Genomic DNA, 20,298 nt, shown 5'->3' with positions numbered 1-20,298 from the left:
TACGCGCGCCCGCCGGGCATGAAGACGCCACGGCCTCACCCCATCGTACGTGGCTGCGGCGGCGTTGGCCGCCCCAGCCCGTACGTACCGCCTCTGACCTGCGCTTTCTTACCGATTGTTCGCCGCTACTTCGTGTATCCGATGTCCTGGAAGCGGGGGGTGGCGAAGCCGAAGGCGCCGATGTTGGCGAGCGGCTTCTTGACGGCGACGAGTTCGGGCTGCTGGTAGAGCGGGATCGATCCGGCGACGGCCCAGATCCGGGCGTCCGCCTTCTCCATCACCTCCCGCGAGCCTTCCGGGTCCAGCTCGGACACCGCCTGGTCGAAGAGCTGGTCGATCCGGTCGGTGCCGACCCGGGTGTAGTTCTGCGCGACGGTCAGCGAGCCGTCCGGCGCGGGCTGCGGCTTGGCGTAGATCGGCCGGGCGTCGGTCGCCGGGTAGGCGGTGCCCGGCCAGGTGTAGAGCGCCAGGTCGTAGTCGCCCGCGGCGATGTGGTCGTCGAAGTAGCTGCGGTCATCGACCTTCTGGACGGCGGTCCTGACGCCGATCCTGCCGAGCATCGCGGCGATCCGGTCGCCCACGGCGCGCAGCTGCTCGGAGCCGGGCCCGTCGGGCAGTACGAAGCGCAGGGTCAGCGCCTTGCCGGCCTTCTTCATGGCGGGGACCTGCGCGGACGCGGCCCGCTCGGCAGGCCGCCCCTCCGCGTCCTCCTTCTTCCCCGCCTTCTCGTCCTGCCCGCCGGCCTGCGGTCCCGGGTGCCCGGCCACCGCCCCGTCGGCGCCCGGCCGACCGGTACCTGCCTGGTCGGTGCCCGCCTGATCGGTACCCGCCTGTCCGGTGCCGACCAGCTCGGCCGCCGCGAGGGCGCGGGCCGCCCACCCGGCGTACACCTTGGACGCGGCGTACACCTCGCCCTCGGTGTCCCCGTCGGCCGCTTCCTCACGGTCGGCCGCGGCGGCCTTGTAGAACGTGGCGCTCTGCCGCAGCAGCGCCGCCTGCTGGACCTCGGCGCCGATCGCGCGGGCCGCCGAGAGCGGGGCGTCCGCGATCGCGGGGCGGGTGCCCGGGGCGTGGTCGTCGTCGGGGCGGGCGGGCGCGTGCTCCGGGTTGCGGCCGTCGGAATCGGCGTGCGCGGCCTTCGATGAGCGGGCCGGTCCCGCCTTCGCCGAAGCGGAGGCGGCGCCGGACGCGGCCCCGCCGCCGGCCGCGTCCTCGTTCGCGGGCTGCGGCGACGCCGGGACGCCACCGCCCTTCCCCGGCCGCCAGCCGGCGTCCGCGAGCAGCGCCTTCGCCGCGCCCGTGTCCTGGCCGCCGATCGCGTCGCTGTGGTCCTCGTAGCCGGGCTGCCCGGCCATCATGAGGTGGCTGCCGAGCGGGCGGGAGGGCAGGTGCAGGGGCTTGAGCACGGTGTCGGCGAGCTTCTGGCGGTCGATGGCGCGGGCCACCGCGCGGCGTACCCGCTCGTCGCTGAGCGGACCGGTGCTGCCGTTGAGCGCGAGCTGCGTGTAGGCGGGCTCCAGGGCCTTGCGCAGGGCGTAGCCGTGCAGGGCCCCCGGGTCGGCCGCGGCCTGCTGTGCCTGCGGTCCCGAGTTGCCCGCGTGCACGCTCTTCGGCCGGCTGCCCGGGGCTCCGCCTCCGGTGGGGTCGACCTTCCGGGCGTCCTTCGGGTCGACCGCCGCCACGTCGACGTCCCCGGCTTCCAGCGCCTCGGCCCGCTGCGCGCGCGGCAGCGCCTGGAACACCATCCGGTCGAGCTTGGCGCGCGCCCCCCACCACTTCGGGTTGCGGACGAGGGTGACGGTGCCCTCGTCGCTGTCGCGGCCCTCGACGGTGAACGGGCCCGCCGCCACCTCCAGACGTTCCCGGGCGCCGTCGTTGAAGGCGTCGGCGCTGCCCATGACGCGCTGCGGGTAGAGCGGTGTGAACAGCGACCGCCAGTCCGCGTAGGGCCGGGCGAAGGTGACCTTGACCTGGTGCGCGTCGGCGCCCTGCTCGACCTTGTCGATGCGGTCGTAGCCGGCGTTGCGCGCGGTCCAGTACGCGTTGTCCTTGCCGCGCAGCGCCTTCCACTGGGCGGCGAAGTCGGCCGCCCCGATCGCCCGGCCGTCGCTCCAGCGCGCCTTGGGGTTGAGCTTGTAGACGACGACCTGCCGGGGCTCGCGCTTGGTGATGTCGGCGGCGGTGAGGTAGTCGGCGTTGCGCTGCGGTGCGCCGCTCTTGTCGAGGGTGAAGAGCGAGGGCAGCACGGCGCCGGTGACCTGCGAGGTGGCCGCGTCGGCGTCGGCGTGGAAGGCGTTGAGGGTGGCGGGCAGGGTGTCCACGGCCCAGCGGACCGTACCGCCGTCCTTGACCCGGCCGCGGGGCGCCGCCGCGATGTCCTGGGCGGTCGATGACGCCCCGCCGTCGTCGTCGGCGCCGCAGCCGGCCAGCACCGGCAGTGGGAGCAGCACCCCCGCCGCGATGAGCGCGGCGCAACGGCGTCTGCGGCACGCCGCGCGGCCTGTGCTGACGTGGTCGGTCATGGCTGTTACCTCCGGGGCTCGCGCGCGCCGCGCCGAGCCGCCGCAACACGTTCGGCCGACTTTGCGGCTCATCACATCTATGGCTCCCCCACTGAAAGCGACCGATCACGGCACCGGTACCCGACACGTCGATCGGCGGGCCAAGGCCACCCACCCGGCCCAACACCCGTGCGCGCGGCGGGCGTACGGGCCTGTGGGGCGGCGGGCCGGGGCGCCCGGCGGCCGGGCGCCGGGGGCGCGGAAAGCGGCGTGGGGACCGAAACGCACCGGTTGGATCCGGTAATCACGACAGATCCCTTCCCAACACCTACTGTGACGCGCGACACTCACGGGCGCATGAGGTCGCCCACCACTCCTTCGGAAATGAGGGCACACCATGTCCCTTCACGACGATCTGACGGCTGTCGAACGGAGCCTGGACGAACTGGTCCGGGCGGTGGGCCGGCTGGAGAAGCGGGTCGGCGGCGGGCTCGACATCCGCCGGGTGCGCAGCGACGCCGACCATCTGGGCGAGAGCCTGCGGCTGCTCAAGGAGAGCGCGGCGCCGACGGGCCGTGCGCAGGACCGTCCGGCCACCGAGGCGGAGGGTGTGGTCACCATCTCCGACGCTCCCTACGACAGCACGCTGTGGACCGACGCCGAGGACGAGGGGCTCGGCGCCAAGGACCGGCACGCACCCTGACCCCGGGGGCCGCGCCCCGCCCCGCCCGCTCAAGACCCGCCCCGACGGAACGCCCTTGACGGAGACCGACGTTGGCCACTGGTACCGAACCCGCACCGCAGTCCGGCACGAGGGGCGTGCACGACGCCTCGCGTGCCGCCATCCCCGCCCGTCACCTGCGGACCGACCGCTGGTGGCTGGCCCCGGCCTGCACCGCGGCCGGGCTCCTCGCGTTCATCGCCTACTCGACCTGGCGGGCCTTCGCGAACGCCGACTACTACCACGCCCCGTACGTCTCGCCGTTCTACTCGCCGTGCCTGGCGCAGAACTGCGCGCCGATGCACGGCGGCCCCAACTGGGAGATCTTCGGGAGCTGGTGGGGCCTGTCCCCCGCGCTGCTGATCCTGATCTTCCCGCTCGGCTTCCGGCTGACCTGCTACTACTACCGCAAGGCGTACTACCGCGGCTTCTGGGCCTCGCCACCCGCCTGCGCGGTCGCCGAGCCGCACGCGAAGTACACCGGCGAGACCCGCTTCCCGCTGATCCTGCAGAACATCCACCGCTACTTCTTCTACGCCGCGGTGCTGGTGGCCTGCGTGCTCACCTACGACACCGTGCTGTCGTTCCGCGACGCGCACCACGCCTGGGGCCACATGGGCCTCGGAACCCTGGTGTTCCTCGCCAACATCGTGCTGATCTGGGCGTACACCCTCTCCTGCCACTCCTGCCGGCACATCGTCGGCGGACGGCTGCGGCACTTCTCCAAGCACCCGGTGCGCTACCGGCTGTGGGGCTGGGTCGGCAAGCTCAACGAGCGGCACATGCTGCTCGCCTGGTCCTCGCTGATCAGCGTGGCCGTCGCGGACTTCTACGTCTTCCTGCTGGCGGCCGGGGTCTTCGACGACCCGCGGTTCTTCTGACGACAGATCGTTCGACCCTTCCGAGGAAAGGTGTGCTCCGCGATGGCGCATGTGGACCGGCAGACGTGGGACGTGGTCGTGGTCGGCGCGGGCGGCGCCGGGCTGCGCGCCGCGATCGAGGCCCGCGAGGCGGGGCTGCGGACCGCGGTGATCTGCAAGTCGCTGTTCGGCAAGGCCCATACCGTGATGGCCGAGGGCGGCATCGCGGCCAGCATGGGCAACGTCAACGACGGCGACAACTGGCAGGTGCACTTCCGTGACACCCTGCGCGGCGGCAAGTTCCTCAACCACTGGCGGATGGCCGAACTGCACGCCAGGGAGGCGCCCGACCGGGTCTGGGAGCTGGAGACCTGGGGCGCGCTGTTCGACCGCACCCCGGACGGCCGGATCTCGCAGCGCAACTTCGGCGGCCACGAGTACCCGCGCCTGGCACACGTCGGCGACCGTACCGGCCTGGAGCTGATCCGCACCCTCCAGCAGAAGATCGTCTCGCTCCAGCAGGAGGACGAGCGGGAGTTCGGGGCGTACGACGCGCGGCTGAAGGTCTTCCAGGAGTGCACGGTCACCCGGGTGCTCAAGGAGGGCGGCGCCGACGGCGGGCGGGTGGCCGGGGCGTTCTGCTACGAGCGGGAGTCCGGCAGGTTCTTCGTCCTGGAGGCGCCCGCCGTGGTGCTGGCCACCGGCGGGATCGGCAAGTCCTTCAAGGTGACGTCGAACTCGTGGGAGTACACCGGCGACGGGCACGCGCTGGCGCTGCTGGCCGGGGCGCCGCTGGTGCACATGGAGTTCGTGCAGTTCCACCCCACCGGCATGGTCTGGCCGCCGTCGGTGAAGGGCATCCTCGTCACCGAATCCGTCCGCGGTGACGGCGGGGTGCTGCGCAACAGCGAGGGCAAGCGCTTCATGTTCGACTACATCCCGGACGTCTTCAAGGAGAAGTACGCGCAGTCCGAGGACGAGGGCGACCGCTGGTACGACGACCCGGACAACAACCGCCGCCCGCCCGAGCTGCTGCCCCGCGACGAGGTGGCCCGCGCCATCAACGCCGAGGTCAAGGCGGGCCGCGGCTCCCCGCACGGCGGCGTCTTCCTGGACGTCTCCACGCGGATGCCGGCCGAGGTGATCAAGCGCAGGCTGCCGTCCATGCACCACCAGTTCAAGGAGCTGGCGGACGTGGACATCACCGCCGAGCCGATGGAGGTCGGGCCGACCTGCCACTACGTGATGGGCGGCGTCGACGTCGATCCTGACACCGCGGCGGCGGCCGGTGTGCCAGGACTGTTCGCGGCGGGTGAGGTCGCGGGCGGCATGCACGGCTCCAACAGGCTGGGCGGCAATTCCCTCTCCGACCTGCTGGTGTTCGGCCGCCGCGCGGGTCTGCACGCCGCCGAGTACGCGGCGGCGACGGCCACCAGGCCACGCGCCGACCAGGCGCAGCTCGACGCGGCGGAGGCGGAGGCGCTGCGCCCGTTCAGCGCCGAGGGCGCCCGCGGCTCGGACCGCGCGCCCGGCCCGTCGGAGAATCCGTACACGCTGCACCAGGAACTCCAGCAGACGATGAACGACCTGGTCGGCATCATCCGCAGGGCGGGCGAGATGGAGCAGGCGCTGGAGCGGCTCGGGGAGCTGCGGGAGCGGGCCGGGCGGGCGGGTGTCGAGGGGCACAGGCAGTACAACCCCGGCTGGCACCTCGCCCTCGACCTGCGCAACATGCTGCTGGTCAGCGAGTGCGTGGCGCGCGCCGCCCTGGAACGCGAGGAGAGCCGCGGCGGGCACACCCGCGACGACCATCCGGAGATGGACCGGCAGTGGCGCACCGTCAATCTGCTGTGCGCGCTGGCCGGACCGGAGGGCGCGGCACAGGACGCGGATCCGGCGCGGGGCCGGATCCGGCTCAGCCGCCGCGAGACCCCGCCGATCCGGCGCGATCTGCTGGAGCTGTTCGACAAGGACGAGCTGGTGAAGTACCTGACGGACGAGGAGCTGAGCCGGTGAGCGGGCAGGAGACGGGGACCACGGGCACGTACACGGCGCACTTCCGGGTGTGGCGGGGCGACGCGGACGACGGTGGTCTGGAGGATTTCCGGGTCGAGGTGCACGAGGGGGAGGTGGTGCTGGACATCATCCACCGGCTGCAGGCCACCCAGGCGCCGGATCTGGCGGTGCGCTGGAACTGCAAGGCGGGCAAGTGCGGTTCGTGCAGCGCGGAGATCAACGGCCGGCCGCGGCTGATGTGCATGACCCGGATGTCGGTCTTCGACCGGTCGCAGACCCTCACGATCACGCCGATGCGGGCGTTCCCCGTCATCCGGGATCTGGTCACCGACGTGTCGTTCAACTACGTGAAGGCGCGGGAGGTCCCGGCGTTCGTGCCGCCCGCCGACCTGTCGCCCGGTGAGTACCGCATGCAGCAGGAGGACGTGAACCGTTCGCAGGAGTTCCGTAAGTGCATCGAGTGCTTCCTGTGCCAGGACACCTGCCATGTGGTGCGTGATCACGAGGAGAACAAGGGGGCCTTCGCCGGGCCGCGCTTCCTGATGCGGATCGCGGAGCTGGACATGCATCCGCTGGATGCGGCGCCCGAGGCCGGTCTCGACCGTAAGCGCACCGCGCAGGACGAGCACGGGCTCGGCTACTGCAACATCACCAAGTGCTGCACCGAGGTCTGCCCGGAGAACATCAAGATCACCGACAATGCGCTGATCCCGCTCAAGGAACGGGCGGCGGACCGCAAGTACGACCCGCTGGTGTGGCTGGGCAACAAGATCAGGCGGCGCGGGGACTGAGCGGCAAAGCCACCAACTCTCTTTCACAGTACGGAAATTGACTTCCCGTCAGTTGGCTGGAACGCGCCTTACCGACGCACGGCCCGCGCACGCTATAAGAACGGAATGAACTTTCCGAAGATATCCAGACGCCGGGTGCTGGCGGGCCTCGGCAGCGTCCCGCTGGCAGCCGCCGCCGGCACACCGGTACGCCGATGCACCGCTCCCCCGGCACCGCCCGAGCCGGACGGCACCCGCCGCACCACCCTCATCCGGGGCGCCGACCAGGTGCTCACCATGGATCCCGCGCTCGGCGACGGGCTGCTGGGCACCCTGGAGGACGGTGTCGACGTCCTGCTGCGCGAGGGCACCATCGCCGCCGTCGGCCGCGGGCTCGACGTCCCGCACGGCGCCCGGGTGATCGACGCACGCGGCAGGCTGGTGCTGCCGGGCTTCGTCGACCTGCACAACCACCTGTGGCAGTCCAGCATCCGCGGCGGCTGCGCCGACCAGGACCTGAACGGCTGGCTTGCCGCCTGCAACCGCGCCACCCTCCCCAAGATCCACCCCGACGACATGTACCGCTTCGTCCACCTCGCCGCCCTCGACGCGCTCCAGACGGGCGTCACCACCGTCGTCGACTGGGTGCACGCCATCCCCTACGACACCAGCGAGCGCTACGTACGGGCCCTGGACGACGCCGGCCTGCGGTTCGTCTACGCGATGACCCAGAACGGCGCCGACCGCCACCTCATCCGCGAGGTCAAGAAGGACTTCATCGACCCGCTGCCGCTGGCCTCCGCGCAGGTGTCGGTGCACGCGAGCAGGTCCGGCATCAAGGACCTGCGACAGCTCCACGAGGTCGCCCGCGAGCTGGACCTGATGGTCAACTCCCATGTCCTGGAACACCGTGACGACCGCAAGGACGAGCAGATCCGTGCGCTGCGCGAGGTCGGCGCGTTCGGCCCGCGGCTCCTGATGAACCATGCCGTCCACCTCACCGACGAGGAGATCGCCCTCACCGGCGACCACGACGTGCGCGTCGCGCACTGCCCGCTCAGCAACATGCGGCTGGCCTCCGGCATCATGCCGCTGCCCGCGCTGCACCGGCACGGCGTACGGGCCGGGCTCGGGCACGACGGCGGGACGAACGACACCTCCGACATGTTCGCGCTGATGAAGGCGGCGGTCGGCCTCCAGCGCGCCCGCCACGAGGACGCCGGCGTCCACCCGACGATCCCCGCCGTCCTGCGGATGGCGACGCTCGGCGGCGCGGAGTGCATCGGAATGGCCGACCGGATCGGCTCGCTGACCCCGGGCAAGCGCGCCGACGTCCTCGTCCTCGACCCCGGCACCCTCAACTTCGCCCCGCGCTACGACTGGACCAGCCAGATCGTCCTCAACGGCCAACCGCCGAACCTCTCCCACGTCTTCGTGGACGGGCGGCTGCGCAAGGAGCGCGGCGAGCTGGCCGGGGTGGACACCGCGCGGGTGGTGCGGGAGGCGGAGCGGGCCGCGGCGCACGTGCGCGCCGGCTGACCCACGGCCCGTCGGCGGCCCCCGTCCGGGCCGCAGGCGACCGCGCCGGGCTCAGAACAGGCTCAGCAGCGCCTCGGCCGGATCCGGCACCTCCGACTCGCCGTCCGGCAGCGCGAGTTCGAACCAGACGGTCTTGCCGCGCGGCGTACGGCGGCTGCCCCAGCCGGAGCTGAGCAGCCCCACCAGCTGAAGGCCGCGCCCGCCCTCGTCGGTGTCCCTGGCCCGGCGTCTGCGCGGCTGGGCGAGGTCGGCGTCCCACACCTCGCAGACCAGCGAACGGTCCCGCAGCAGCCGCAGCCTGATCTCGCCGTGCCCGTGCCGCAGCGCGTTGGTGACCAGCTCGCTCACCAGCAACTCCGTGGTGTCCACCAGGGCTTCGAGCCCCCAGTCCGTCAGCTGGTCGCGGGCCAGCTCGCGGGCGCGGGCCACCGAACGGGCCTCCGGCGCCAGGTTCCAGTCCCCCACCGCGTCCTTGGGCAGCCCGTGCACCCGGGCCATCAGCAGGGCGATGTCGTCCTCGCCGTGCGAGGTGTCCAGCGCGCTCAGGACGTGATCGCAGGCGTCCTCCAGCGGCCGGTCGGCCTCCGACAACGCCCCGCGGAACGCCTGCAGCCCTTCGTCCAGCGGATGGTCACGGGACTCGACGAGCCCGTCGGTGTAGAGGGCGAGCAGCGCGCCGTCCGGCAGCTCGACCTCGATCTCCTCGAACGGCTCGCCGCCGACACCCAGCGGCATCCCCGGCGGCACGTCGAGCAGCAGGGCGTCCTCGCCCCCCTCGACCAGCACCGGCGGCAGATGCCCGGCGTTGGCGAACGTACATCGGCGGGTGACCGGGTCGTACACGGCGTAGACGCAGGTGGCGAGGTAGACCTCGGAGAGGTCGGCGGCGGCGCCGCGCCCGCTCTCGGCGCCCCTGCCGGACTGCGACCGCTTGCCGGTACGCCCCTCGCCGCCGCCGAGCCCCCGCGCGATCTCGTCGAGCGCCGAGAGCACCTCGGCCGGCTCCAGATCGAGCAGCGCCAACGTCCGTACGGCGCTGCGCAGTTCACCCATCGCGACGGCGGCGCGCAGCCCGCGGCCCATGACGTCGCCGATGACCAGGGCCGTGCGGTGGCCCGGCAGCTCGATGACGTCGAACCAATCGCCGCCGACCTCGGTGGCGGTGGTGCCCGGCAGGTAGCGGCAGGCGATGTCCAGGCCCGCCGCCTCCGGGTCGCCGGGCGGCAGCAGGCTGCGCTGGAGTATCAGCGCCCGCTCGTGCTCCCTGCGGTAGAGCCTGGCGTTGTCGATGCAGACCGCGGCGCGGGCCGCCAGCTCCACCGCCAGCGCGGTGTCCCGCTCCCCGAACGGCTCGCTGCCCTTCGTACGGGAGAACTGCACCAGGCCGACGACGGTGTCCCTGGCGACCATCGGGACGGCGAGCGTGGAGTGCACCACCGCGCCCAGCTCCGGCCCTTCGTCGCTCTCCCGGCCGGGGATGATCTGCGCCTGCGCGGTCCGCAGGGCGCCCGCGCAAGGGGAGTTGAAGGGGTAGCGGTGCACCGCGCCGACCGCGACCGGATCGCGCTCGCCTTCGGCGACACAGCAGGCCGTGGTGGCGAGCGGGGCGTCGGACACCGCGCTGGAGAAGGCGACTCTGCGCAGTTCGGCGCTGCCGTCGCTCATGCCGGGCGGGGCTTCGTCACCGGCCAGCAGCCCTTGGAAGAGGTCCACCGACGCCAGGTCGCAGAACTGCGGGACGGCGACGTCCAGGAGGGTGCGTGCGGTGGTCTCCAGGTCGAGGGAGTTGCCTATCCGGGCGCCGGCTTCGTTGAGCAGCGCGAGATTGCGGCGGGCGTTGGCGGCCTCCCGCTCGGCGCGGCGGCGGCCCGTGACGTCGGCGGCGAGCGCGGCCACGCCGATCGGACGGCCGCTGGCGCCGTGCAGCCGGTAGAGCGAGACCGACCAGCGGCGCCGGTCACTCTCGCCCGGCACCACACCCACCAGCTGCATCTCGGTGACCGACTCGCCGGTGTCCAGCACCCTGCGCAGCGCGACGGTCATCCGCTCGGCCTCGGCCCGGGGCAGGAAGTCGTGCGGGGTGCCGCCGCGGTACTTGCTCGCCGGGCCGCCGAAGACCGTGGCGAACCGTTCGTTGACCCGCAGCAGCTTGAGCCGGGTGTCGAACAGGGTGAAGCCCATGGGCGATTGACCGAAAACGGCCTGCGAGGCGGCGAGGTCGGTCTCGATGCCGCGCAGCGCCCGCACGTCGACGACCAGACAGACCGCGGTCCGCTCGCCGGTCTCCGTCTCGGACGGCATGACGTAGATCTCCGCGAGCCCGTCGGCCTCGGCGCTCTCCTCCCGGTGATAGGGCACCAGGCCGGTCCACTCCCGGCCGTCGAGGATCCGGGACACCGCACGGCGGCCGGTCTCACGCAGCTCTCTGGGGACGAACGCCTCGACGGGATCCTTGCCGACCGCGTCCCCTGCGGTGATGCCGAGCATCTCGGCGGCCCGCTCGCTCCACCGGTCGATCCGCCCGTCCGGGCCGAGCGAGAAGGAGGCGACGCGGATGTAGTCGTAGATCGATCCCGGCCTGCTGTTCTGCCACACGGGCGGGGGAGGCGGCGCGGGCACGGGCCGGGCGGCGCCCGGGGCATCCGGTCCGTGCGCACCCCGACCAGCGGTCTGTGCGGGTAGCGTCCCGCCAGATGACATCTCGCTCACGAGCCCCGTCCCCTCCAGCTCATCGTGCCCGGACCGGACAAGCCGAGTAAATCAGCACCACGGCCGTCCGGAACACGGTCTTCACGATCACAGCACAGTCTCGATCGCAGCCCATCCACAGAATGTCGATGAAATGGCAACGATCAGGACTCCACCTGTCTCCTAACCCGCCACCGTCAGCTCGAACCACACTGTCTTGCCGGTCTTTCCGCGCCGGGTGCCCCACCGCCGTGACGTGCACGCCACCAGCTGGAGCCCGCGGCCCCCCTCGTCGTCGGGTGCCGCGGTGCGTTCCTGCGGCGGATCCGGCAGCGGATCGGACACCTCGACCAGCAGACCGCCCCCGCTGAGCAGCACCATGCGCACGCCGATGGGGCCGCTGGCGTAGCGCAGGGAATTGGTGACCAGTTCGCTGACGAGCAGGACGGCGACGTCGACGGAGGACTCCAGGCCCCAGTCGGTGAGCGCCTGGCGGACCATCGCGCGGGCGGTGCGCACAGCACCGGGATCCGCGGGGAAGCTCCATTCGGCGATCGGGGAACCGGAGGCCATGCCGCGGCGGCGGACGTACGTGGAGGCCGAATCCGGGGCCCCTGCCGCTGCGCTGTCGCTCACGCCGATCACTTCCCAGCCCGATGCGATGCCCGTCGACATCACCCAAAAAGAAAAGGGTCAATCAGGACATACCCGATATCGAGGTGCAAGTACCGTCCCCCACCGGGCACTGTTCCACACCCGCCGCACTTCGGCGCGGCGCGACCGGACGGGCAGGTCCGAAGCCATGCCGTCAGGCAGGCGCGACGCCGGACGTCCCCTTCTAGGCGTTGTCCGCGGCGGCCGACCCCACCGCCTCCCGCAGCCGGCGCATCGCCTCGGCGACCGCCGGGCGGTCCTGGTCGAGCCAGTCGACCGACAGCTCCTCGCTCGGCGGCAGCCAGCGCAGTTCGTCGTGGTCCTGGAGGGGCCGCGGCTCACCCGACACCAGCCGGGCGGCCCAGACCCGCAGCACGAACCCGGGACGCAGCGGCCACTCACCGGCGATCCGCTCCCCCGGCTCCACCTCGACACCCAACTCCTCGCGCAACTCGCGCACCAGGGCCTGCTCGGGTGTCTCGCCGTCCTCCACCTTGCCGCCGGGCAGCTCCCAGCGACCGGCCAGCGCGGGCGGCGCGCTGCGCCGCGCGGCCAGCAGCCGCCCCCGGTCGAGCACCGCTCCGCCCACCACCACACGCACCGTCGTCATACGCGGCAGCCTACGGCGCGCACTGCGCCGCGCAACCCGCTCAGCCGGTCGTCCGCCCCACCCGCTCCACCACGTAAAGCCGCTGGTCGCCACGGGCGTCGAGCCCGCCCGCCACCTTCTCGGCCTCCGCGCGGGTGGCGTACCTGCCCACGCGATAACGATTGCCGCCTTCGTCCTGACGGATGACGAGCCAGGGCAGCACGGCCCCACTGTCGCTCATCGCGCCCCTCCGTCCGCCGTGCAGCGCGCCCTTGCGCGCCCCTCCTGTACCGATGCCGAAACCGCATTCTGCATATGCCCGACCCTACGCCCGACCTTCACTCAGCGGATACGGAATGGCACAAAGAGATACCGAACCGGCCACCCGCGGGCCCCCGGAGAACCGGGAGGGCCTGCGAGCGGCCGGTGGAGCCGACGGACGGCTCGGTGGTGCGAAAGCGTTTTTGCGGGACGTCAGGCGCCGGTACGGGCCTTGCCGCCGCCCGCGGGGTCGTCGTCGGACCCCGTGGATTCGCCGGAGCGCTGGGCGCCGATGGTCGCCGCCTCAGCCGCCTCATCGGCCTCGTTCGCCGCCTGGATCTCCGCCTCCACCTGGACCAGCGAGGGGTTGCGCCACGAGCTGCGCACACCCCAGAAGTAGAAGGCGAGGCCGACCAGCGCGACCACGACGATGTCCCAGCCCGCCGGCAGGTAGCCCTTGCCGCCGAACTCCTTGCCGCCCATGTACGAGATGAGGGCCATGACCAGCAGGTACGCCACCATCCAGGCGCCGGCCTTGAGGTGCGGGCGCAGCTCGGCCCACGGCTTGCGGCCCTGGGTGAGCGGCTTGCCGATCTCGTACCAGGCCCAGACCGGCAGTCCGACGGCCATGATCAGGATGACCTTGCCGGTGAGCGGCCAGCGGCCCCAGTAGAGCACCAGCGAGCCGAAGACCATCGCGATCGGCGCGATCACCGGCATCACCCGCAGCTTGACCGGCCGCTTGAGGTCGGGCGAGAGCCGGCGCAGCGACATCACGGCGACCGGACCCGTGATGTACGAGATGACGGTCGCGACCGAGACGATCTCGGCGAGCGAGCCCCAGCCGCGGAAGACCGCCAGGAAGAGGAAGGCGATGACGAGGTTGAGCACCAGGGCGGGCCGCGGCACACCCGTCTTCTTGTCGACCTTGCCGAAGATGCCGGGCAGGTGACCGTTCTCCTGGACACCGTGGATCATGCGCGAGGTGGTGGCCGCGTAGATCATGCCGGTGCCGGACGGGGAGATGAACGCGTCGGCGTAGAGCAGCATCGCCAGCCAGTTCAGGCCCCAGGCGACGGCGAGGTCGGCGAGCGGGGAGTTGTAGCCGAGACCGGCCCAGCCGCCTGCGGCGCCCAGCTTGTCGCCCGGGACCGCCATCAGGAAGGCGACCTGGAGCGCGACGTAGATGACCAGCGCGATCACGATGGACCAGATGACGGCCTTGGGCAGCGAGCGGCCCGGGTTACGCGCCTCGCCCGCGAGGTTCAGCGGCGACTGGAAGCCGTTGTAGGCCCAGACGATGCCAGAGACCGCGACGGCGGTGAAGACCGAGCTCCAGCCGTTGGGGGTGAAGCCGCCGTGGTCCGTGATGTTGCTGGTGTCGAAGTGCGCCACCATCAGCGCGCTCGCGGTCAGGATCGGCACGACGACCTTGAAGACCGTGATGGCCGTGTTGGTCTTCGCGAACAGCGTGATCGCGAACCAGTTCAGGAAGAAGTAGAAGATCAGCAGCACGCTGGCGAGCGCCACGCCGGTGCCCGTCAGCTCCTTGCCGTCGTACAGCCCGTGGGTCCATTCGAAGTCCCAGGAGCTCATGTACTGCACGGAGGCGGTGGCCTCACCGGGGATCACCGAGACGATCGCGATCCAGTTGGCCCAGGCCGCGAGGTACCCGGCGAGCGAGCCGTGCGAGTACTGGCCGTACCGGACCATGCCGCCGGCCTTCGGGAACATCGAGCCCAGCTCGGTGTAGGTGAGGGCGATCGTGAGCGCGACAACCGCGCCGATGACCCAGGCGAGGATGGCGGCAGGACCGGCGATGGCGGCAGCCCGCTCGGCCCCGAAGAGCCAGCCGGAGCCGATGATCGATCCGAGACCAGTGGCGGTCAGGGCGATGGTCCCGAGGGACCGACGGTAATTCGAATGCGAGCCCTGCTCCGCAGTCGTGGGTTTCGTCGTGCTCACGTGCTTGGTCTCCTGGTCTTCCCCCGTGCCGTGCACAAACTTCGCCATCGTAAGAGCGAATCAGATGATCGGTTTCCCTTACTCGGCAAAAATTCCCGCTCGACTGAGGGTCTGTGAGTTTTCCCACGGCACCTTTCAGCCGACAGTTCCGTACGAATACGGACATAGCGACCGCATAACTGGCGCAACGAGCAACAGGAAGAGGACAACTCAGGGCCGCGGAATCACCCAGGGCGCAGAGACGCAGCAGGGGCGCGCACGGCCACCGCCACACCGCCCATCCCCTGGAACCCGCCGGTAACTCCCGTCCCGTTCACGGGCGAACGACAGAAGTCACCAAAAAGCCGGACCAGGGGCTCCGACGCGACTCCACAGCCACCCCGCCGGAAACCCCTCAGCGCACCGGCAGGTGATACGTCACCCGATGGCGGTCGGCGAGCGTGACCACGTCCGCCGTCTCCACGGGCCGCCCGCCCGCGCAGTACGTCCGCGAGATGACCAGCACCGCGTGCCCCGGCACCCCGCCCAGCACCATGACCTCTTCCGCGAGACCGGGCCGCGACCCGACCTCCTCCATGACGTTGTCCACCACGATGTCGATGGCGGCCATCCGCTCGACGACCCCGCGGCCGGCCAGCGGCCCCTCCTCGGGCAGCATCACCGGCGTCCGCCCCGTCACCTCCAAGGGCTCCCAGGAGGTGGACAGCATGGTGGGCTCGCCCTCCGCGCGAAAGACGTAACGCGTCCGCATCACCCGGGCTCCGCGCTGGATGCGCAGCCGCCCGGCAACGGCGGGACCGGCCTCCTCCTGGCCGCTGCTGGACTCCCAGCTCCCCTTCACCCGCTCGTCGGTCTGCTCCTGCCGGAACGGCGTGCACGCCGGACCCGCGTGGTACCCGGCGCGGGCGATGCGGCGCGGGACGGGCCGCTCACGCACGTACGTCCCCGAGCCGGAGCGGCCCTCGACGAGCCCCTCAGCCATCAGGACCTTGCGGGCTTCCAGGGCGACCGTGTCCGATACGCCGTACTCCGCACGGATGCGGGCCTGGGAGGGGAGGCGGGTGTGCGGCGGCAGCGCGCCGTCGACGATCTTCTGGCGCAGGTCGCCGGCGACGCGGAGGTACGCGGGCTGCTCACCGAAAGGCACGTGCCCCTCCCAACAGCTTGACAGTCAGCAACAGCGTGGCAACCCCGCGTCGCCACCCGCAAGTTCGGGCCAGAAAAACACCCAAAGTAATGATCCCCAGCTCACCCGGCATACCGATCAAGGAAAAGCGTCAGATTCCCCTGCTGCCCCACCCCTTTCCTGCCACGATCGAACAGGCGCCGCACCCACCCCTGCCGCCACTCCGGGCCCCCGAGCAAGGAGCACCCATGCCCCCCGAATCCGCACCGGACGCCCCTCCTCCCCTGGCCGCCATGCCCGACGACTGGCGGCGCGCCCTGGCGATCGTCGCGCACCCCGACGACCTCGAATACGGCGCAGCCGCCGCCATCGCCGAGTGGACGGCGGCCGGGCGCGAGGTCGGCTACCTCCTGGTGACCCGCGGCGAAGCCGGCATCGACGGCCTCGCGCCGGAGCGGTGCGCCGCGGTGCGCGAGGCCGAACAGCGGGCCGGCGCCGCCCTGGTGGGCGTCGGCACCGTCGAATTCCTCGACCACCCCGACGGCGTCATCGAGGCGACCACGGCCCTGCGCCGCGACCTGGCAGCCGCCGTCCGCCGCCACCGCCCCGAACTCCTCATCACCATCAACCACCACGACACCTGGGGCGGCGTCCAGTGGAACACCCCCGACCACCGGGTGGTCGGCCGCGCCGCCCTGGACGCGGCGGGCGACGCGGGAAACCGCTGGATCTTCCCCGAACTCACCACGGCACAGGGCCTCACCCCCTGGAACGGCGTCCGCTGGGTGGCCGTGGCGGGCTCCCCCCACCCCACACACGCCGCCGAAGTGGGCCCCGGCATCGACCGCGCCATCAACTCCCTCGCCGCCCACCACACCTACATCCAGGGCCTCACCCCCACCCACCAGGACCCCCACACCTACGCCCGCGCCTTCCTCACCCCCATGCTCCAGGCCGGCGCGGACCGGTACCGGGGGCGGCCTGCGACGCTTTTCGAGGTCTTTCCTCGGTGAACGGAGGGTCGGCGCGGGGCGGGGAACGGGCCGTGCTCCCGTCGGGACCGCCGCCCAGGGACCACATTGTGTACACATGGCACACCCGGTACCTTTGAGCCCATGACACAGATGCCCATAGAGTCCATCCGCGACGTCCGCGCGCACTTGGCCGAGGTCGTCGAACGTGCCGATCGCGACGACCAGCCCACCGTCATCACACGACGCGGCAAGGAAGTCGCCGCCGTCGTATCGATCGACGTCCTGCGCAAGTACCAGCAGTGGGAAGAGCGCGAGATCAACCGCATCATCGACGAGCGCATGGCGAACCGCGCGCCCGCAGTCCCGATCGAGGACGTCATGAGGGAGACCCTGGAGCGCAGTGAGTGAGTACCGCACCGTCTTCCGGCCCGAGGCACAGGCCGAACTCCGCAAGATCCCGCGCGACATGGCGCTGCGCATCCTCACCAAGCTGACGGAGCTGGAGAGCGACCCCCTGGGCTTCCACACCACCGCCCTCGTATCCCAGCCCGAACGCCGCCGTCTACGGGTCGGCGACTACCGCGTGATCTACACCCTCGACAACGGGGAACTGGTGGTGTGGGTCGTCCACATCGGCCACCGCTCGACGGTCTACGGCACCTGAACTCCCTGGACCGGGAGCGGAGGAGCCGGCACCGATCCGGCACGGAAACAACTCAAGGGCCGGCCCTCGCAGGAGCCGACCCCTTCCGAGCTGCCCGTTCGCCGGGTCAGGTCGGTGACGTGGTGTGGTGCCGTCCGGTCACACGTTGAACCGGAACTCCACCACATCCCCGTCCTGCATCACATACTCCTTGCCCTCCATGCGGGCCTTGCCCGCCGAGCGGGCGTCGGCGACCGAGCCGGCTTCCACTAGGTCGGCGAAGGAGATGACCTCGGCCTTGATGAAGCCCTTTTGGAAGTCGGTGTGGATGACGCCGGCGGCCTCGGGGGCGGTGGCGCCCTTCTTGATGGTCCAGGCGCGGGTTTCCTTGGGGCCTGCGGTCAGGTACGTCTGGAGGCCGAGGGTGTTGAAGCCGACGTGGGCGAGGGTGGCGAGGCCGGGCTCTTCCTGGCCGACGGACTGGAGGAGTTCGAGTGCCTCCTCGTCGTCCAGCTCGGCGAGGTCGGCCTCCAGCTTGGCGTTGAGGAAGATGGCCTCGGCGGGGGCGACCAGGGCGCGCTGCTCGTTCTTGAAGTCGTCGTCGGTCAGCTCGTCCTCGTCGACGTTGAAGACGTAGAGGAACGGCTTGGTGGTGAGGAGGTGCAGGTCGCGCAGCAGCTCACCCTTCTCGGACTCCTTGGTGATGCCGGCGGAGAAGAGGGTGCGGCCCTCCTCCAGGATCGCCTTGACCTCTTCGACGGCCTTGACCTGGACGGCCTTGTCCTTCTGGATCCGGGACTCCTTGACCAGGCGCGGCAGCACCTTCTCGATGGTCTGGAGGTCGGCGAGGATCAGCTCGGTGTTGATGGTCTCGATGTCGTCCTTGGGCGAGACCTTGCCGTCGACGTGGACGACGTTCTCGTCCTTGAAGGCGCGGATGACCTGGCAGATCGCGTCGGACTCGCGGATGTTCGCGAGGAACTTGTTGCCCAGGCCCTCCCCCTCGGACGCGCCGCGGACGATGCCCGCGATGTCGACGAAGTCGACGGTGGCGGGCAGGATCTTCTGCGAGCCGAAGATCCCGGCAAGGGTGGCCAGACGGGTGTCCGGGACGCCGACGACGCCGACGTTCGGCTCGATGGTGGCGAACGGGTAGTTGGCCGCCAGCACGTCGTTCTTGGTCAGGGCGTTGAACAGGGTCGACTTGCCGACATTCGGCAGACCGACGATTCCGATCGTGAGCGACACGGTGGCGACTTCCCGGGGCGAGGCGGTGGAGGGCTGACACGGCTCCCGTAGGGGCCGATCCACCAGTCTACGGGGCGGGCGCGGCACTCCGCCCGGCCCGGTGTATTCCGTCGAACGCGCCGTCCACCTCGGGGAAAGCGCGTGTCCCGAAGCCTGTTAATACCACTTAGCGGCCTACCGTTGGCGAGTGGAGCAACACGAAGCGCGCACCCCCCAGCACCGCCCACCCGGGAGCAGCAGGTCGCTCACCGGCCAGGATGCCCGGCTCCCCCGCCCCGCGGCGTCCGTGAACGAGCGTCCGGGCGGGCGACCGCGCGGCGGCCGGGCCGAGGGCTCCGGGGGCGAGCGGGCCGCGCCGGGCTCCGCCGCCGTCTACCGTGCCGGGGTGCGGCGCAGGCCCCCGCTGGCACCGCTGGCCGCCTTTCTGCGCCGGATGCCGGCCCCGAAGCTGACCGGTCTGGGCTGCGGGCTGCTCAGCACCCTCGCCCTGCTCGCGTTCGCCGCGCTCGACCAGTTCCTCTTCGACGGGGCGCAGGCCGCGTACGGCGTGTTCTTCCTGCTGGTCGCGGTGGGTGCGGGCCTGTGGGTGCGGCCCTACGACCTGGTGGCGGCGCCGGTCGCGCTGCCGATCGCCTTCACGCTGGGCGCGGTGCCGATCCACCGTGGTTCCGACGGGTTCGGCGGGCTCCTGATGGGCGTCTTCACGGTGCTGGCGCTGAACGCGGGCTGGCTCTACGCGGGCACGCTGGTCTGCGTACTGCTGGTGCTGGTGCGCAAGGTGGTGCTCATCGTCCGGCGTCGGGCCAGCCGACCGGCGACTCGACCGGCGGGACGGCCGCAGGGCCGGCGGCCCGCGACCGGCCAGGACGCCCCTGCGGGCCGGCCGCGGCAGGACCGGTCTCCGGAGAACCGTCCGCGTCAGGTGGCCCGCCAGCCCGAGCGGCGTGCGCAGCCATCGCAGCCCCCACGATCCCCGCGTCGTTCTGAAGCTGAGCCGGTACGACCTCGGCGTTGATCCCCTCGATCAGCGGCAGGAACTTCTCCGCCTTGCGGCTCACCCCGCCGCCGATGACGAACAGCTCGGGCGAGAACAGCATCTCCACGTGCGCGAGGTACTTCTGGACGCGGCGCGCCCACCGCGACCAGCTCAGCTCGCCGTCCTCCTTGGCGCGGGTCGAGGCCCGCTTCTCGGCGTCGTGGCCGTTCAGCTCCAGGTGGCCGAGTTCGGTGTTGGGGATCAGCCGGCCGCCGGTGAAGACGGCGCTGCCGATGCCGGTGCCGAGGGTGAGCACGATGACCGTGCCCCGGCGTCCGCGGCCCGCGCCGTAGCGCATCTCGGCGAGGCCCGCCGCGTCCGCGTCGTTGAGCAGCGTCACCGGGCAGCCGCCGGACTCGCCGCCGAGCCGGCCGGTGAGCAGTGTGGCGGCTTCGGCGTCGATCCAGCCGGCGTCGACGTTGGCGGCGGTACGGGTGACGCCGCCGGTGACCACGCCGGGGAAGGTCGCGCCGACCGGGCCCGTCCAGTCGAAGTGCGCGACGACCTGCCGGACGCAGTCGGCGACCGCGTCCGGGGTGGCCGGCTGCGGTGTCAGCACCTTGTGGCGCGCGTCGGCCAGCTCGCCGCGTTCCAGGTCGACCGGGGCGCCCTTGATGCCCGAACCGCCGATGTCCACACCGAAGACCTTCATGGGAAAAGGCTAGGTCCCCGGGCGGTCCTGCACCCATCGGACCGGAGAACCGGCC

At 71.6% G+C, this 20,298-nt stretch carries 17 protein-coding genes and 1 pseudogene; 9 read left to right on the top strand and 9 right to left on the bottom strand.

The features are described 5' to 3' along the window. Positions 1–125 precede the first annotated feature (125 nt). Positions 126–2,522: an ABC transporter family substrate-binding protein gene (locus ACIBK8_RS00660; RefSeq protein ID WP_399039321.1), complete on the bottom strand. Its 2,397-nt coding sequence runs from the start codon at positions 2,520–2,522 to the stop codon at positions 126–128. A 376-nt stretch (positions 2,523–2,898) separates the two neighbouring features. Between ACIBK8_RS00660 and ACIBK8_RS00655 the strand changes: the two genes are divergently transcribed. The 5 genes from ACIBK8_RS00655 (at position 2,899) to ACIBK8_RS00635 (ending at position 8,407) form a co-directional block, all read left to right on the top strand. Beyond that, entirely contained in the window at positions 2,899–3,204 is a 306-nt protein-coding gene (locus tag ACIBK8_RS00655; protein ID WP_399039320.1) for a hypothetical protein, read from the top strand. Positions 3,205–3,275: 71 nt separating this feature from the next. Then, positions 3,276–4,103 carry a hypothetical protein gene (locus ACIBK8_RS00650; protein ID WP_399039319.1) on the top strand — a complete coding sequence of 276 codons (828 nt, stop codon included), beginning with the start codon at positions 3,276–3,278 and terminating at the stop codon, positions 4,101–4,103. A 42-nt stretch (positions 4,104–4,145) separates the two neighbouring features. Further along, the gene (locus ACIBK8_RS00645) at positions 4,146–6,098 is read left to right on the top strand and encodes a fumarate reductase/succinate dehydrogenase flavoprotein subunit (protein ID WP_399039318.1); all 1,953 of its coding nucleotides are present in this window, start codon (positions 4,146–4,148) and stop codon (positions 6,096–6,098) included. After that, positions 6,095–6,889 carry a succinate dehydrogenase/fumarate reductase iron-sulfur subunit gene (locus ACIBK8_RS00640; RefSeq protein ID WP_399039317.1) on the top strand — a complete coding sequence of 265 codons (795 nt, stop codon included), beginning with the start codon at positions 6,095–6,097 and terminating at the stop codon, positions 6,887–6,889. The genes ACIBK8_RS00645 and ACIBK8_RS00640 overlap by 4 nt, the downstream gene beginning before the upstream one ends. A 105-nt stretch (positions 6,890–6,994) precedes the next feature. Beyond that, entirely contained in the window at positions 6,995–8,407 is a 1,413-nt protein-coding gene (locus ACIBK8_RS00635) for an amidohydrolase family protein (RefSeq protein WP_399039316.1), read from the top strand. Between the two features lie 51 nt (positions 8,408–8,458). Here the strand turns inward: ACIBK8_RS00635 and ACIBK8_RS00630 are convergent, their stop codons facing one another. The 6 genes from ACIBK8_RS00630 to ACIBK8_RS00605 form a co-directional block, all read right to left on the bottom strand. Then, positions 8,459–11,002: a SpoIIE family protein phosphatase gene (locus ACIBK8_RS00630; protein ID WP_399039315.1), complete on the bottom strand. Its 2,544-nt coding sequence runs from the start codon at positions 11,000–11,002 to the stop codon at positions 8,459–8,461. Between the two features lie 276 nt (positions 11,003–11,278). Beyond that, positions 11,279–11,668: an ATP-binding protein gene (locus ACIBK8_RS00625; protein WP_393683047.1), complete on the bottom strand. Its 390-nt coding sequence runs from the start codon at positions 11,666–11,668 to the stop codon at positions 11,279–11,281. Positions 11,669–11,933: 265 nt separating this feature from the next. Further along, positions 11,934–12,359 (bottom strand): (deoxy)nucleoside triphosphate pyrophosphohydrolase, encoded by a 426-nt coding sequence (locus ACIBK8_RS00620; protein WP_399039314.1) that lies wholly within the window; start codon positions 12,357–12,359, stop codon positions 11,934–11,936. Between the two features lie 40 nt (positions 12,360–12,399). Beyond that, positions 12,400–12,579, bottom strand: a complete 180-nt coding sequence (locus ACIBK8_RS00615; RefSeq protein WP_393682843.1) for an SPOR domain-containing protein — start codon at positions 12,577–12,579, stop codon at positions 12,400–12,402. A 233-nt stretch (positions 12,580–12,812) separates the two neighbouring features. Next, complete coding sequence (locus ACIBK8_RS00610) at positions 12,813–14,564, bottom strand: APC family permease (protein WP_399039313.1); 1,752 nt, start codon at positions 14,562–14,564, stop codon at positions 12,813–12,815. Between the two features lie 394 nt (positions 14,565–14,958). Further along, positions 14,959–15,711 (bottom strand): GntR family transcriptional regulator, encoded by a 753-nt coding sequence (locus ACIBK8_RS00605; protein WP_399039311.1) that lies wholly within the window; start codon positions 15,709–15,711, stop codon positions 14,959–14,961. A gap of 227 nt (positions 15,712–15,938) precedes the next feature. Here ACIBK8_RS00605 and ACIBK8_RS00600 point away from each other — a divergent pair, with 227 nt between their 5' ends. The 3 genes from ACIBK8_RS00600 to ACIBK8_RS00590 all read left to right on the top strand — a co-directional run bounded on the left by ACIBK8_RS00600 (position 15,939) and on the right by ACIBK8_RS00590 (position 17,328). Then, positions 15,939–16,703, top strand: coding sequence for a PIG-L deacetylase family protein (locus ACIBK8_RS00600; RefSeq protein WP_399039310.1), 765 nt, complete (start codon positions 15,939–15,941; stop codon positions 16,701–16,703). A gap of 102 nt (positions 16,704–16,805) precedes the next feature. After that, the gene (locus tag ACIBK8_RS00595; protein ID WP_399039309.1) at positions 16,806–17,072 is read left to right on the top strand and encodes a type II toxin-antitoxin system Phd/YefM family antitoxin; all 267 of its coding nucleotides are present in this window, start codon (positions 16,806–16,808) and stop codon (positions 17,070–17,072) included. After that, positions 17,065–17,328 (top strand): type II toxin-antitoxin system RelE/ParE family toxin, encoded by a 264-nt coding sequence (locus ACIBK8_RS00590; RefSeq protein ID WP_393682853.1) that lies wholly within the window; start codon positions 17,065–17,067, stop codon positions 17,326–17,328. The genes ACIBK8_RS00595 and ACIBK8_RS00590 overlap by 8 nt, the downstream gene beginning before the upstream one ends. Before the next feature lie 138 nt (positions 17,329–17,466). Here the strand turns inward: ACIBK8_RS00590 and ychF are convergent, their stop codons facing one another. After that, positions 17,467–18,555 carry a redox-regulated ATPase YchF gene (ychF, locus tag ACIBK8_RS00585; protein ID WP_399039308.1) on the bottom strand — a complete coding sequence of 363 codons (1,089 nt, stop codon included), beginning with the start codon at positions 18,553–18,555 and terminating at the stop codon, positions 17,467–17,469. A 433-nt stretch (positions 18,556–18,988) separates the two neighbouring features. On the opposite strand from ychF, the gene ACIBK8_RS00580 reads away from it, so the two are divergent. Continuing rightward, positions 18,989–19,570, top strand: coding sequence for a DUF6542 domain-containing protein (locus tag ACIBK8_RS00580; RefSeq protein ID WP_399039776.1), 582 nt, complete (start codon positions 18,989–18,991; stop codon positions 19,568–19,570). Here the strand turns inward: ACIBK8_RS00580 and ppgK are convergent. Next, positions 19,503–20,243, bottom strand: a pseudogene (gene ppgK, locus ACIBK8_RS00575) (polyphosphate--glucose phosphotransferase); the annotation flags it as partial. The gene ACIBK8_RS00580 and the pseudogene ppgK overlap by 68 nt on opposite strands. Between the last annotated feature and the right edge of the window lie 55 nt (positions 20,244–20,298).

Origin of the sequence: Streptomyces sp. NPDC050161, assembly GCF_044460025.1 — a bacterium.
In the GTDB taxonomy this organism is placed as follows: Bacteria; Actinomycetota; Actinomycetes; order Streptomycetales; family Streptomycetaceae; genus Streptomyces.
This window is presented reverse-complemented; position numbering and strand designations above follow the sequence as displayed.